Genomic DNA, 12,776 nt, shown 5'->3' with positions numbered 1-12,776 from the left:
AGGACGGCTGATGCTGTGCGGGATTTTGCCAGACCTATTATAGTAAAAAAGAGACTTTCGCAAAATGCGAGAGTCTCTTTTTCATTACCGAAGCACAAACAGGTAGAACACAGCTGCCAGAAGCAGGCGGTAAATCGCAAATGGTGTCAAGCTGATTCGTTGCAAGAGCTTCAGGAATGACACAATCGCCAGCATGGCAACAACGAACGCCGTTACGAAGCCGGTTGCGAAAAAACCGAAATCGCTGGCTGAAAGGAAGTGCATGCTTTTTATCAGGTCCAATCCGGTTGCCCCTATCATAACCGGAATTGCCACGATAAAGGTAAACTCAGCAGCCGCTTTATGGCTTGTCCCAAGCAACAGACCGCCTGCAATCGTTGCACCGGAGCGGGAGAACCCGGACCAGAGTGCCAGACACTGGAATAAACCGATACCAAACGCCTGACGGTAGGTGATATCATCAATGGTCGGTGCTGTTGTGCGCGGTTGAAAGCGCTCTGCTACAATCATCAGAATCGCTCCCGCCACTAGCGCCATGAGCACCGTGTATGGGGAGAATAAATGTTTCTTGATAAAGTCATGCAGTAACACACCCATCAAACCAGCTGGAAGTACAGCGATAATTACATGCAGCAAATTCAACTGCGGACCGTACGTGCGTGAGCGTCCGATTCCAATCAGACTGAGCAGGCGTCGCCAGAACACAAACACAACAGCAGCAATCGAACCAAGTTGAATCACGACTTCAAATGTTTTGGCCTTGTCCCCGTCAAAATTGAGTAAATCTGCCATCAAAATCATATGGCCCGTGGAGGAAACTGGCAAAAATTCTGTTAAGCCTTCCACGATACCTAAGATAATGGCAATCCAATAGTGTTCCATGTGTATCCCCCAAAATAAGCATTAGCGGTTTTAAATCTTTATTGACCAGCCTTTATTATATAATTGATCGCGTGCCCTCACCATATTTTTTATGTAAAAAATTAATAAACGTACAAAATACGGAGGAGAAACAGATGTGCGTGAAGCGCTCGAGGGAATCGAAGGTAAAACGAAAGAGGCAATCAGCACGCTAGAATACGATGCTGATTGCCTCTGTTCATTTTACGAAATTTTGAATGGTATGGATGAGCTTGTCTGGCGCTTCGTACATGCTCATGTGAACACAGTGGGAGTATGTTTCTCGCACAGCATGCTCTGGTGCGCCGGTCCATGTGTTTTCCGATGGAATGACGTGATCGTCTTCTCCGGTGACAAGCAATACGGGACATTTTGCTTTTGTAAGGAACGTCGTGCGGTCCGGGCGTACTGCCATGCCTTTTAAGGTGTTGATTGCACCTTTAGGAGGGGTGGCTAGACCGATCTGGCGAGTGTGCTCCACTACATTTTTCATCTCTTCCTGGTTTTTGGGTGTGAAAAGCTTCGGAATCAGCTCATTGATGAACGGCTCGATTCCTTCCTCCTCGATGCGTGCGGCATCTTCCTGTCGAATTTCTTTTGCTTTCTTATCATCCGGCATCCCGGTGGAGTGGATGAGCCCGAATCCTTTTACCAGTTCTGGATGATTATCTGCCAGGGCAAGCGTCACATACCCACCAAGAGAATGACCGAACACATATGCCTGTTCAAGATTGAGTGCCTTGAGTAGTCCGGCAATATCGTCTGCCAGCAAGTCCATCGAATACGTGCCAGTGCTTACCGCGCTTGCGCCGTGCCCGCGCAGATCCGGGGTAATCACCCGGAATGTACGGGAAAGTTCGGGCACAATTCGTTCCCAGTAAGCAGAGCTGCCGCAAAAACCGTGGAGGAATACAACAGCTTCCCCCTGTCCTTCTTCATGATACGCGAGTGAAATGCCATTTGTCTGTACGGTTTGTTTCATGATCCTAGCCCCTTTCCAGGCATCGGGAAGAGTAAGGCTTAGTCGCGGCTGCGATGTAGCTGCAGGAACGTGCCGGTACTGGTCACGACCAGATCACCCCGGTCGTTATGTACGTCACACGCCATTTGCCAGATATCCTGCGCCTGGTTGATAACTCGCGCGGTCGCAATGAGCCGCTTGCCTGTACCTGCTCGATGATAGTTCGTATGCATGTCCAGTGTGACAAACTTATCCTGCCCGGAAATACGCTTTTCTAGCATCCAGCCCATAGCCATATCCGCAAGCGTTGCGGTAATACCGCCGTATACGATGCGATACGGATTCAGCACCTCGCGCCCGATTGGCATCGAGCAGACGAATGTTTCCGAATCTGCGTCTGTCTCTTCGGTCACACCAAGAAAATTGCCAAGAAAGGGATATTTGTTTTCTTTCATATTTTGTACAGCTGTCAGTGTACGTTCGATTGCTTTGCACTCACGGTCTGACAGTTGTTCGATTGCTGCTAGCAGTTGTTGCTTGTCCATGGAACTCTCCTATTCTGTATAATCTTCGTGATGTTTCCCTTCCTCTATATGATCCATACCTAATAACAGAATGCGGTGAACGTGATCATCGGTCAGGGAATAAAAAACAGTGGTACCTTCTTTGCGTGTCTTTGTTAAGCCGAGTGTACGCATCAGCCGCAGATGATGCGACGCATTGGCAACGGAGATGCTTGCCAGATCAGCGATATCGTGCACACATAACTCCTCATGTCGGGTTAATATATAGCCGATCTTGACTCGATTCGCATCGGCCAGCCCTTTAAAAAGGGCGGCCAGATGCTCAATCGGACGGGGAGCCAGTTCTTTCCGCAGGCTATGTACCTCTTCTGCAGGAAGATGGCACACCGAGGGCTCAGTGCTGGTGGTCTTCTTCATCGCACATATCTCCTTTGGCGCACATGGCTGCATCTTCAATTTGAATGGTTGTATGTTTGATGCCAAATTGATCTTTGAATAGTTGATTGACTGTTCGTAGAATATCTCCGGCCTGTGTGTAATCTTTGATGACAACATGGCAGCTAAGAGACGGGAAGCTTGAGGTAACGGTCCACACATGCAGATCGTGAATTGCATCCACTCCATCAAGTTCCAGTACAGCATGTCGGATGCGCTCGATGTCCATACCGCTCGGTACGCCTTCCATTAATACGTTAACAGAATCTCGAATAATTCTCCAGGCAGATAGGAGCACGAGAGCAGCTACAATGACACTGGCAATCGGATCGGCAATGGTCCAGCCGAATAGCCAGATGAAGGCACCGGCTGCAATCGCGCCGACAGAACCGAGCATGTCGCCGAGCACATGCAGAAAAGCGCTGCGTACATTGAGGTTATCATGTGTATCGCCGCCCCGCATCAAAATCCAGGCGACCACGATGTTGACAACAAGACCGATGACAGCAATCAGCATCATGGTAAGACTGGCGACGGGTTGCGGTTCAAAAAAGCGATCGTACGCCTCGACAAAAATGTAAATCGAGATGACAGCCAGCGTAAGGCCGTTCAGAAACGCAGCGAGGATCTCAGTTCGCTTATACCCGTATGTTTTCGTCGAGGTAGCTGGCCTACGCGCCAGCCACATTGCCATTACACTTAAAAAAAGCGAAGCAGCGTCACTCAGCATATGCCCCGCGTCGGACAGCAGGGCGAGACTGTTCGTGAAAAAGCCGCCAATAAACTCGACAATCATGAAGCCAGCAATTAAAAAAAATGCCCACAGCAGAGTGTTCTCATTGGCATGCTCGCCATGATGGTGATGATGCCCTCCGTGATGATCATGGCCATGGTGGTCGTGATCGTGATGATGCATACCCATACAAAATCCTCCTGTTCGTAAGTAGATGGTAGCTCCAGTGTATATGGATCTCTTCATTTATTCAAGTATTCATTTGAATATTAGTATAAGGTATGCAAAAAAATCCCGACCGTTTTTGATCGGGATTTTTTGTACATCTACTTATTGGTACTATTTTGACTGTTGCCAGATCAAGCTACAGTGTCCCATTTTTTCGGTGCTTCGCCTTGTTCATAAAACCAATCCCGATTACAAGTATGGCGATGATTGTACAAACTATGGCCATAAGAAAATTGCGTTCAGCAAAAGAAATACCAACACCCATTAAGGAAGCGACACCAAGAATCGCAATGAGAAGCGACTGTTTTTGATAAGTTGTCATCCGTTTTTCACCTCTGTCTCATTATAAACGATTCGGGCATTAGACAAAATCATTCAGATGTGCGGAGTGTGGTAATTTTTTTGCCGAGTTCATGCCCGATTTTGGTCAATCCCATATAATCAGCCTCATCAATTGTACATGATGGGCGAGCAATAATCGTAAGTTTTCCGTAATACTCTTCTTCTGTCCCGATCGGAATTTGCAGAATCGACTGGCGAGCCAGGGAATCAAGTGGTGTATCTGCAGAAGAAGCAGCTAGCATAGGCAGGCCTTCTGTCTCCAGATACACTCCGATCCAGGAGAAGTGAGGAAGGCGTGCAAAATTGTGCACGATTTGTGTATATAATTGACTCTCATCATTACAACGATGAATGGCTGCGAGTGTTTCTAGCGTTGTAATGGCTGTCGAAGTCGACATGGTGCATCCCCCTGACAATCAGTACTCTATTTCGTTATTGTAGCAGACATACAATTCTCTGTATGATAGTAAGTTCAGGAAAATGTCGCTTTATTTCTTTATTATCTAGTTAATTAGTCCTTTAATAGTGGTAAAATAAAAGTTAGATAGGGAGCTGTATACGTAAAAAGAGTGAGATTGAGGGGTGAAAGGTTATGTTTGCTAAAGATAAAATGACGAACTATAGCTATTTCAATACGGAACATCATTCGGATATTTCAGCGAATGAACGATTAAAAGAGAAGCTTGACTTCCTGGGTATTTCCAAAATCCAAAAAGAAATTGTGCATAGTCTAAAAGGTGTATTTGAGAAGCACCATCAGGAAATTGTGGATAAATTTTATGCCCGTTTGCATGAAGTGTCGTTTTTACATCAGATATTGGTCAATCATGCGGATGAGCAAAAACTCAAGAAGACGTTTTATGCGTATATGATCAGTCTGTTTGATGATAAGCTTGATCTTGAATACGTATTTAAGCGCCGCGCCATTGCGGAAGCACATGCGCGCATCGGCCTGACACCGGACTGGTTTTTTCCAGCGTTTACCCTGCTGAATCAGTTGTTTATTCCACATATTGTGCAAGCGTTTGCGAAGCGCCCGGCGGTGATGACAGATGCACTTCTTGCATACGAAAGTATGATTACACTCGATCAGCAGATTGTGGTGGAGACATATATGGAGTTGCAAGCTAACAGTTTTATTGGTGGATTGTCGACCATTATTGAATACAATGCCAATATTGACGAAGTGCGCGATCTATTGTTCTATCAGGAGCAGCAGATGAAAGACTCGGCTGCGGTCAGCGCAGCGATGGAAGAGTTAAACGCCGGAGTAGAAGAAGTATCAAGTTCGATTGCGAGTGTGGCACATGATGCGACGGATACGATTGATAAGCTTGATAGCGGCGTTTCTGCACTTGGTGCTGTTATGAATTCGTTGCATGAGATGGATGCAGAGCAGGTAACGATTGCGGGCCAGGTAGATCAACTGTATGGACGCGTCAACAGTATGAGCAAGCTGACTGATGCCATTAAAAGCATTGCCGATCAGACAAATATGCTTGCCCTTAACGCATCCATTGAAGCGGCGCGTGCGGGTGAACATGGCAAAGGGTTTTCAGTTGTAGCAGAAGAAGTGCGCAAGCTTGCGGATAGTACAAAACAGTCGGTAGCCCATATCACGGATGATATGCATGAACTGCATAGCATCACGTCTGAGATTAAAAATGTAACGAGCCAATCTTCGAACCGCCTGCATGAAGGCGTTGAGAAGCTGGCGAATGTATCGGCTGATCTGCAAGGCATGAATGTAGGTATTCATGAAATTGGCCGACACTTTGAAGAGATTGCAGCAATCAGTCAGGAACAGGCAGCGGCAACCGATGATATTACGGCACGCAATCATAACATTGTCGAAGCGATTGAGAAGGGAGCCGCCATCGGACGGCGTACCGGGGAGGCCGTTTATCAGTTAAGTAAGATGATTGACGAGTATCGGGTGCGTTCAATCTCGAAAAATATGAAAATGAGTCAGGAAGACTTGCTTCAGCTGGCCATCACTGATCACTTACTCTGGCGCTGGAAGGTTTACAATTTGCTGCTCGGATTTGAGAAAATTGATGAGAAAGATGTGGCGTCTCATTTTGACTGCCGTCTTGGTAAGTGGTACTACGGAGAAGCGAAGCGCCTATTCGGTGACAGTCCGCTGTATCGAGTGATTGAAGCACCGCATGCCCGTGTCCACAGTCTGGCCAAAGAAGCGGTTCAGGCTTATAACCGGGGAGATCGCCCAACGGCTGAGCGCTGCTTGCGTGACCTGGCCGATGCTTCGCGTGAAGTAATGGAGAAGCTTACGAGCTTGAAGGAGAGTATTATCGCCGAGAAGCAAAAACATCGTTCGTATATGTAATAAATAATGCTACTGCTATGGACCCCGCAGGTCGTATCGACGCCTGCGGGGTTTTTGGTATGCTATAATGAGGCGATATAATGTGAACAACCTGCCTAGCAGGAAATAAGGATGAATGATGGATGCAGAAGAATAAAAATACGAATCAGGCAGGCACGGTACAGCTTCGGATCGGCCAGGAGATTCTCGTTACAATAAAGCGAATCGGTATTAATGGAGAAGGAATCGGTTATTACAAGAAGAAAGCGGTATTCATTCCGGGAGCGCTACCGGATGAAGTAGTAGAAGTTAAGATCACAAAAGACGGTCCGACATTTGCCGAAGGGCTTGTCAAAAAAATTAAGCAGGCATCCGCGCAGCGCCAGAAGCCATCCTGTCCGGTGTACGAAGAGTGCGGCGGCTGCCAGATGCAGCATGTGTCTTATGATGGACAGTTGAAAGCAAAAGAAGACATTGTGCGGGGGGCATTCGCACGCTATATGGGGACAGATCAGATCCCACTGCGTCCGATTCTCGGCATGGATGAGCCGTGGAGTTACCGCAATAAAGCTCAGCTTCAGGTGGGAACACAGGATGGGAGAATTGCAGTTGGGTTGTATTCTCCAGCGAGTCACAGTCTGGTTGATATTAGCGGCTGCCCGGTGCAGCATCCGGCAACGAATGAAATGGTACAGGCTGCCCGGGATGTGCTGGAGAAGCTTCATATTGCTCCATACAATGAGAAGAAACGAACAGGGGTCGTGCGTACAGTTGTTGCCCGCGCTGGATTTGCTACGGGCGAGCAACAACTTATTTTTGTGACGGCAACAAATGAACTGCCACGCAAAAAAGAGATCGTATCCGAACTGCGGATGCGTCTACCGAAGCTGACGAGTGTTAGCCATAATATTAATTTGAAAAAAACATCGCTTATTTTTGGTGATGTAACGGTACCGCTCTGGGGTGAACCGTATATTAAGGAGACGCTTGGTGATCTTACGTATGCACTATCGCCACGGGCGTTTTTCCAGTTGAATCCGGCGCAGACGATCAAGTTATATAAGGCGGCAGCAGAAGCGGCGGCACTGACAGGAAACGAGCGGGTGGTGGATGCGTACTGCGGTGTCGGAACGATTGCGCTTTGGTTGGCTCGTGATGCAAAAGATGTGCGTGGGATTGAGATCATTCCAGAAGCGATTGAAGATGCGAAGCAGAACGCAGTGCTGAACGGGACTACGAACGCAACGTTTTATGTTGGGCGAGCGGAAGAGTTGCTACCACAGTGGGTGAAGCAAGGCGAGCGCCCAGATGTAGTCGTCGTGGACCCACCGCGTACCGGCTGCGACCGTGCGCTGCTTGATGCGATTCTGCGTGCGAAGCCTGCGCGAATGGTGTATGTGTCATGCAATCCGTCGACGCTGGCTAAGGATGTCGCATATCTGGCGAAAGGATACCGGATAGAGTGGATTCAGCCGGTGGACATGTTTCCAAATACCGCGCATGTGGAATCAGTCTGCTTGCTTGTTAAATGTGTTGTAACGAAAAAATAAACCCGTGCCACATTAAATAAACTCGTAGCAAAATCGAAATAAAGTTGCTCAAAAGAGCTGAAAAAAGGTGTGAGAAAAAAGGAGAAATCCCGATTCCTTGCACCTTTTTCTTGTTTTGATACCATACCTTTTTCCTGGTTTAAAAAGCTGATGAAAAGTGAAAAAACCTTATTATAACAAGGATTGAAAAGAAAGAGAGGAGGGTTCTACGAACCCCAAAAGCATGAAAAAAGGCAGAAAAAAAGCCTGTACCTGTGCCCCCAATCCCTTTCCTTTGTAGCACGACTTTATTTATAAAAGAATAAAGTTGTGGCAGAAAAAATGGAGAAAAAAATCGGGAAAATGAGCGATTCGTGAACGACTTTATTTCAAATGGGATAAATTAGGTGGCATAGGAATGCGGGTTGAAGGGGGATTGGGTAGCACGACTTTATTAATTCGGAACATAGTTATAGGCGAAAAAAGAGGATAAAAGTGTTGGTGCGTATTTTTGCAAGTAGCAGTCTGGTATACTGAATCGTGTTAAGACCTTGAAAAAGAATGAAAAAGCGGCAGTGTTGTCACGATAAAATCATTTAAAGCAATGTTCCTCGCTAATTAGTTGGTAAATGAGAGAGCAATTTTTATGGAGAGGCGTGCATAATGAAAAATAAAACAACTAAAAAAGCAAGAATTACTAAACTACTCCTTCTCAACGAAGATAATGTAAACTATGAAACCCAAGTTGATACCTGCTTGAGGGGATACAACGATGTAGTGAAGAAATTATCCTTAGATAGCACCCTGCAAGCAGATATTGTATTTAAGTGGTTATATGAAAAAACTACTACCTTAAGGTCTCTTACTGCTAAAAGTAGAAAAAAGATTGATTTTGAGGCTGATTTATGTGAGGTCTTACAGTTACAAAAATTGTACTATGATGAAGAACTACAGCCGATGTTTTATGAATCCGCATGTAAAAGTAATAAAAGTTCATCGGATATAGATATTGAAATGCAGGAAAAGAAATATTGTTATTCCTCTCCGATGCTGAAATCTGATGACTCCTGTGCTCTTTTTGAAATGGATACTCTATTGGCACGAATAGTAGAAAGTTCCACGGATTTAAACCAGTATATTGATAAAACTCTACGATTAATATTTATCGATTATTTTGAAAATAAAACAGAAATACTTAACGTCAAAAATCTTGAAGGCATCATTTTTGAAGCGATAGAGAACTATAATAAAATAAAAGCAAATAAAAAGCCAATTGATAGACCACAAAATGAGAACCCATTTCTAACACTGTATCAGTATATGAGAAATGCCTATATTAAAAATCATTACAACATTTCATTACCTGATATGCATTATTTTTCTGATCTTAAAAATTTTAATGTGAATTTTCTGGGGAAACACGAATATAGTTTACGAGATATTGCCATTATACTTTCTACAATAACAACTGGTGATAATATGCCAAGTAAGCCAATAATCGATAGAACCTATGACAAAATCAAAAAAAGTTTCCAGACTAACGAGAAAATCCAAGAATATAAAGAAGAAGGAGAATATGCTTTTCCTAATGTTGTAATACCTATTTCATATTATTTGTTTTTACGTAAGAAGGATAACAGGGATGACAGAAAAGCTGATTTCATGGAGGTTAATGATAAGGTTGAATATAGAATTCAACCGATTCTTCAGGGTTTACTTAATGGTGATAATGAGAGGTTAAATACTGTTTTTCGGTATATTGATTTTGTAAATGATGAGTACAAGGATATTATGACTTCGTTTAACCATCAATATCAATCTACAATGTTAGAGTCCTGGTTTGAAACTATAGTGAACATATTTTATAGAATAATGGGACTTAATCGAGAATCTGTATATTGGTATGGTGGGGAAAATTCTTAAGCAAAACTTTCCGTGAAAAAACCACTTACTCTCTGCATAATTGAGGTATCAAATAGCAGAGGAGTGTTAGTTATGGCAAACAACCTTAAAGGAAGAATTGTAGAAATAGAAAAAAATGTTCATAAAGCAGGCTATTTAACGCAAGGAATTAAGAAGAGTAAACAAAGGATGTACGAAAGAGATAAAAATACTCTGGGTTCAAACGGTTCATACGTCACAGGTTTTGAATATTATGGAACTACAATAGACATTAAGATTTTTGTTTATGACTATGAAAAGTGCATTAAACTTGATATCAGGGATTATATCTTACGGCAAAATGGTAAGAAAAAGGTTTCCTCAAAGTTATTAGATTATGTGATCAAGAATAATAAGGGGAAAAAGGTCGTTTTAGAAGAAATAAATAGAGCCATTTATTTTGATCAATCTCAGTTAGATGTCAAGATGTCCTGATATAGTTAAATTAATTAAGGGTAAGTAAAAAAGGCAGTACGAAACTCAGGTAGTGAGTTTCGTACTGCCTTTTTTACATCAATTATTATCTCTGGGGAATATGTGTTTAAGTTTGTCATTACTCAATGCTTGGATTGTATAAAATGGATGTGGAAGTGTGTACACCTGTATTTATGTATGATATAGTCACAGGTCGAAAAAAACAGTTTCCGAACAACTTGAAGGTATACAATAAAAGGCTAATTCTATAGCTGTTTCCGGTTGTTGTAGATGAAAATTGTACACAATCTGTTCTTGGATTGTGTACATTGTTTTTGTTTATTTGACGCTATTTTTGACGATTCTTTCTCTAAATTGTAAACAATCAAGGGTTTATTTTTTGCTTCCAGGCTCAATTGTGTACAATCGCATTGGTAAGATAGAAAGAAGTCGTATAAATAAAGGGAATTTGTTGTATACATTCCCGTCAAACGTATGATTCTCTAAGATTAAGAGTCGCTGTTAGGGCTTTTCTTTTTTGCCTTTCGAGCTTCTATGGCTCTTTTTGTGACCTCATCCAGCTCTATTTGTTCTTCTTGAGACATAGGAGAAGAGAGTACATATCCTTCTCGAGCGACATCTTCGAGTATCTTTAACTTTTCAAATTCTTTCCGATCCAGTTTCATGGAGAATCCCCTTTCTTAAAATAAGTGTTCATTAGTTTTTCCGTCCTATGAAACAGCAGATTTTCGAAGAAAAATAAAGGAAGCGAGGTATAGAATCCCAGCTTGTTCCCGTATAGAAATCCCGGTAAATTATCGGGTATACTGATTCGATACTACATAAAATGGCGACAATTCATCAGTTTTTTCTGGTGTGTAGACATAAAAAATCGCTATTTTTTCTTTAGTCCTGATTCTATACCACTTTTTCGTATTTTTGTAGGACAGGTACGGCTATTTTTTTTGACGGGATTTTAGTAAGAAAGTGAGAAGGTTAGGTGGTACATTCGACATTTTTATATACTTTAGGTATCGAGATGCAATGTACGGAGGTATCGAGATGCAATGTACGGAGGTACCGGGATGGAATGTACAGAGGTATCAGGACGTAAGAGGTATCAGGTGATAGTGTATGTGGGATGACGTCTAATGAATAAAGTATAGTAAAATCATGCATAAATAAGTAGGGCTATAGCGATATGTAAATTATAAGAATTTGTTTGCGTTTAGATTTGTTATTGTAATTAATTGGCGTATACTCCATATAGAACATGATTTTATATCCGTTGTTTCCAACATGTAGAGTATCAGCGGAAGATAATTTAGGATTTCGTACAGTCCCTTTGTGGAACAAAACGAAGAATAATGAATGAGAGTTTTTTTAAAGCGTATTTTGCCTTTGGGCAAGGTGCGCTTTTTTACATTTTAAAAAGGAGGGAGCCTGCGGTATAAAACAGCAGGCGAAAGAAGATGAAAAAATATACAGGGTTTGGCCAACACCTAATAAAACTAAGGAAGGAACAGGGAAAAGTACAGAAAGATGTTGCACGAGCTATCAGTGTGCATCGAGCGGCCTATGCCAGTTATGAACTCGGCAGAAGGGAGCCGTGTATGGATACAATCGTAAAGCTTGCGAGATATTTCGAAGTGTCATGTGACTACCTGCTTCTTGGCGAAAGCATCACGAACAATCGGGAGGATATTTCCGTTGTACAAAAAAATATTCCCGCAAATGAGCCAGTGTTGGAAGTTACTATTCGTTTGAAAGGAGAAACAAAAGCGCTTGGACAGGAAGAGTTAAAAAATATCCTAAATTTGGCTGAGATTTTTAAAGTTCTTCACTATCAGAAGGATTTGGATAGAGAATGAAGAATAGATACTACCCTTTAAAACGAATAAGCATGATTATAGTCGTTTGCTACAGGGCAATACTGAATAAATTACAAATCGGAGGGTTAATTCGATGAAAAAAGGAATGATTGAGTTCGATGAAGATGACATGAGATTCGTGCTTCGTATTCATCATGAACTTGTTAATCGCCTCGGTTCAACTGCTACGGAAATCTTACTCGCATCACGTTTTTATCGCATGTTCATCTATTCTCCTGATGAGAAGCGAGCAGAAAAATCTACAGATGAGTGGGTAGAGCATATCATTCGAGAGTACAATGTTAAATTTAAATAGAGGTATTTGGTAGGATAAATAAAATTAAAAGCGTTGCCATCAATTAAAAAAGTGAAAAAGCCGTATTTCTCTCACAAAGGGAGAAGTACGGTTTTTTTGCTTTTTCAGTAACAATTTTTTCGATTATACAGCAATAACATATAGAAGTTTAATTATTTTCTGACTTATTAAAAAACACACTCTTTTAGGATAGGAAAAATGATATACTTGTTTGTACAAAATACCAATAAATGTATGGAGTTGTCGTGTCGCTACT

14 protein-coding genes are annotated in these 12,776 nt (G+C 42.7%); 6 read left to right on the top strand and 8 right to left on the bottom strand.

Annotated elements, in window-relative coordinates; all coding sequences use genetic code 11:
- Positions 1-84: 84 nt before the first annotated feature.
- The 7 genes from bacA to CB4_RS19685 all read right to left on the bottom strand — a co-directional run bounded on the left by bacA (position 85) and on the right by CB4_RS19685 (position 4,521).
- A complete protein-coding gene (bacA, locus tag CB4_RS19715; protein WP_096467406.1) occupies positions 85-882 on the bottom strand; it encodes an undecaprenyl-diphosphate phosphatase in 798 nt (265 codons plus the stop codon).
- Positions 883-1,099: 217 nt separating this feature from the next.
- Positions 1,100-1,882 carry an alpha/beta fold hydrolase gene (locus CB4_RS19710; RefSeq protein ID WP_096467405.1) on the bottom strand — a complete coding sequence of 261 codons (783 nt, stop codon included), beginning with the start codon at positions 1,880-1,882 and terminating at the stop codon, positions 1,100-1,102.
- A gap of 38 nt (positions 1,883-1,920) precedes the next feature.
- Entirely contained in the window at positions 1,921-2,406 is a 486-nt protein-coding gene (locus CB4_RS19705) for a PaaI family thioesterase (RefSeq protein WP_096467404.1), read from the bottom strand.
- Positions 2,407-2,415: 9 nt separating this feature from the next.
- Positions 2,416-2,802 carry an ArsR/SmtB family transcription factor gene (locus CB4_RS19700; RefSeq protein ID WP_096467403.1) on the bottom strand — a complete coding sequence of 129 codons (387 nt, stop codon included), beginning with the start codon at positions 2,800-2,802 and terminating at the stop codon, positions 2,416-2,418.
- Positions 2,780-3,736, bottom strand: coding sequence for a cation diffusion facilitator family transporter (locus CB4_RS19695; protein WP_373681353.1), 957 nt, complete (start codon positions 3,734-3,736; stop codon positions 2,780-2,782). The genes CB4_RS19700 and CB4_RS19695 overlap by 23 nt, the downstream gene beginning before the upstream one ends.
- A 181-nt stretch (positions 3,737-3,917) precedes the next feature.
- Positions 3,918-4,103: a YlaF family protein gene (locus CB4_RS19690; protein ID WP_096467401.1), complete on the bottom strand. Its 186-nt coding sequence runs from the start codon at positions 4,101-4,103 to the stop codon at positions 3,918-3,920.
- A gap of 49 nt (positions 4,104-4,152) precedes the next feature.
- The gene (locus CB4_RS19685; RefSeq protein ID WP_096467400.1) at positions 4,153-4,521 is read right to left on the bottom strand and encodes a hypothetical protein; all 369 of its coding nucleotides are present in this window, start codon (positions 4,519-4,521) and stop codon (positions 4,153-4,155) included.
- Between the two features lie 194 nt (positions 4,522-4,715).
- Here CB4_RS19685 and CB4_RS19680 point away from each other — a divergent pair, with 194 nt between their 5' ends.
- From CB4_RS19680 to CB4_RS19665, 4 genes are all read left to right on the top strand, one after another.
- Entirely contained in the window at positions 4,716-6,470 is a 1,755-nt protein-coding gene (locus tag CB4_RS19680) for a methyl-accepting chemotaxis protein (protein WP_096467399.1), read from the top strand.
- 122 nt (positions 6,471-6,592) lie between these two features.
- Positions 6,593-7,999, top strand: a complete 1,407-nt coding sequence (gene rlmD, locus CB4_RS19675; RefSeq protein WP_096467398.1) for a 23S rRNA (uracil(1939)-C(5))-methyltransferase RlmD — start codon at positions 6,593-6,595, stop codon at positions 7,997-7,999.
- 642 nt (positions 8,000-8,641) lie between these two features.
- Positions 8,642-9,901: a hypothetical protein gene (locus CB4_RS19670; protein ID WP_096467397.1), complete on the top strand. Its 1,260-nt coding sequence runs from the start codon at positions 8,642-8,644 to the stop codon at positions 9,899-9,901.
- A 72-nt stretch (positions 9,902-9,973) separates the two neighbouring features.
- A complete protein-coding gene (locus CB4_RS19665) occupies positions 9,974-10,354 on the top strand; it encodes a hypothetical protein (protein WP_096467396.1) in 381 nt (126 codons plus the stop codon).
- A gap of 488 nt (positions 10,355-10,842) precedes the next feature.
- Here CB4_RS19665 and CB4_RS21200 read toward each other — a convergent pair whose 3' ends face one another.
- On the bottom strand, positions 10,843-11,019 hold the full coding sequence (locus tag CB4_RS21200; protein WP_157738080.1) for a hypothetical protein: 177 nt from the start codon (positions 11,017-11,019) through the stop codon (positions 10,843-10,845).
- 786 nt (positions 11,020-11,805) lie between these two features.
- Between CB4_RS21200 and CB4_RS19660 the strand changes: the two genes are divergently transcribed.
- Both CB4_RS19660 and CB4_RS19655 read left to right on the top strand, forming a co-directional pair.
- Complete coding sequence (locus CB4_RS19660) at positions 11,806-12,204, top strand: helix-turn-helix domain-containing protein (RefSeq protein ID WP_096467395.1); 399 nt, start codon at positions 11,806-11,808, stop codon at positions 12,202-12,204.
- A gap of 94 nt (positions 12,205-12,298) precedes the next feature.
- Complete coding sequence (locus CB4_RS19655; RefSeq protein WP_096467394.1) at positions 12,299-12,520, top strand: hypothetical protein; 222 nt, start codon at positions 12,299-12,301, stop codon at positions 12,518-12,520.
- Positions 12,521-12,776 lie beyond the last annotated feature (256 nt).

Origin of the sequence: Aneurinibacillus soli (genome assembly GCF_002355375.1) — a bacterium.
In the GTDB taxonomy this organism is placed as follows: domain Bacteria; phylum Bacillota; class Bacilli; order Aneurinibacillales; family Aneurinibacillaceae; genus Aneurinibacillus; species Aneurinibacillus soli.
The sequence above is the reverse complement of the archived record's forward strand: the minus strand, read 5'-3'. Positions and strand labels throughout refer to the sequence as shown.

Bases quoted from the DNA above. Each gene is read 5' to 3' on its own strand.
- rlmD (WP_096467398.1), top strand. From the start codon at position 6,593: ATGCAGAAGAATAAAAATACGAATCAGGCAGGCACGGTACAGCTTCGG.
- CB4_RS19670 (WP_096467397.1), top strand. From the start codon at position 8,642: ATGAAAAATAAAACAACTAAAAAAGCAAGAATTACTAAACTACTCCTT.
- CB4_RS19680 (WP_096467399.1), top strand. From the start codon at position 4,716: ATGTTTGCTAAAGATAAAATGACGAACTATAGCTATTTCAATACGGAA.
- CB4_RS19660 (WP_096467395.1), top strand. From the start codon at position 11,806: ATGAAAAAATATACAGGGTTTGGCCAACACCTAATAAAACTAAGGAAG.
- CB4_RS19665 (WP_096467396.1), top strand. From the start codon at position 9,974: ATGGCAAACAACCTTAAAGGAAGAATTGTAGAAATAGAAAAAAATGTT.
- CB4_RS19710 (WP_096467405.1), bottom strand. From the start codon at position 1,882: ATGAAACAAACCGTACAGACAAATGGCATTTCACTCGCGTATCATGAA.
- CB4_RS19690 (WP_096467401.1), bottom strand. From the start codon at position 4,103: ATGACAACTTATCAAAAACAGTCGCTTCTCATTGCGATTCTTGGTGTC.
- CB4_RS19695 (WP_373681353.1), bottom strand. From the start codon at position 3,736: ATGCATCATCACGATCACGACCACCATGGCCATGATCATCACGGAGGG.
- CB4_RS19700 (WP_096467403.1), bottom strand. From the start codon at position 2,802: ATGAAGAAGACCACCAGCACTGAGCCCTCGGTGTGCCATCTTCCTGCA.
- CB4_RS19705 (WP_096467404.1), bottom strand. From the start codon at position 2,406: ATGGACAAGCAACAACTGCTAGCAGCAATCGAACAACTGTCAGACCGT.
- CB4_RS21200 (WP_157738080.1), bottom strand. From the start codon at position 11,019: ATGAAACTGGATCGGAAAGAATTTGAAAAGTTAAAGATACTCGAAGAT.
- CB4_RS19655 (WP_096467394.1), top strand. From the start codon at position 12,299: ATGAAAAAAGGAATGATTGAGTTCGATGAAGATGACATGAGATTCGTG.
- CB4_RS19685 (WP_096467400.1), bottom strand. From the start codon at position 4,521: ATGTCGACTTCGACAGCCATTACAACGCTAGAAACACTCGCAGCCATT.
- bacA (WP_096467406.1), bottom strand. From the start codon at position 882: ATGGAACACTATTGGATTGCCATTATCTTAGGTATCGTGGAAGGCTTA.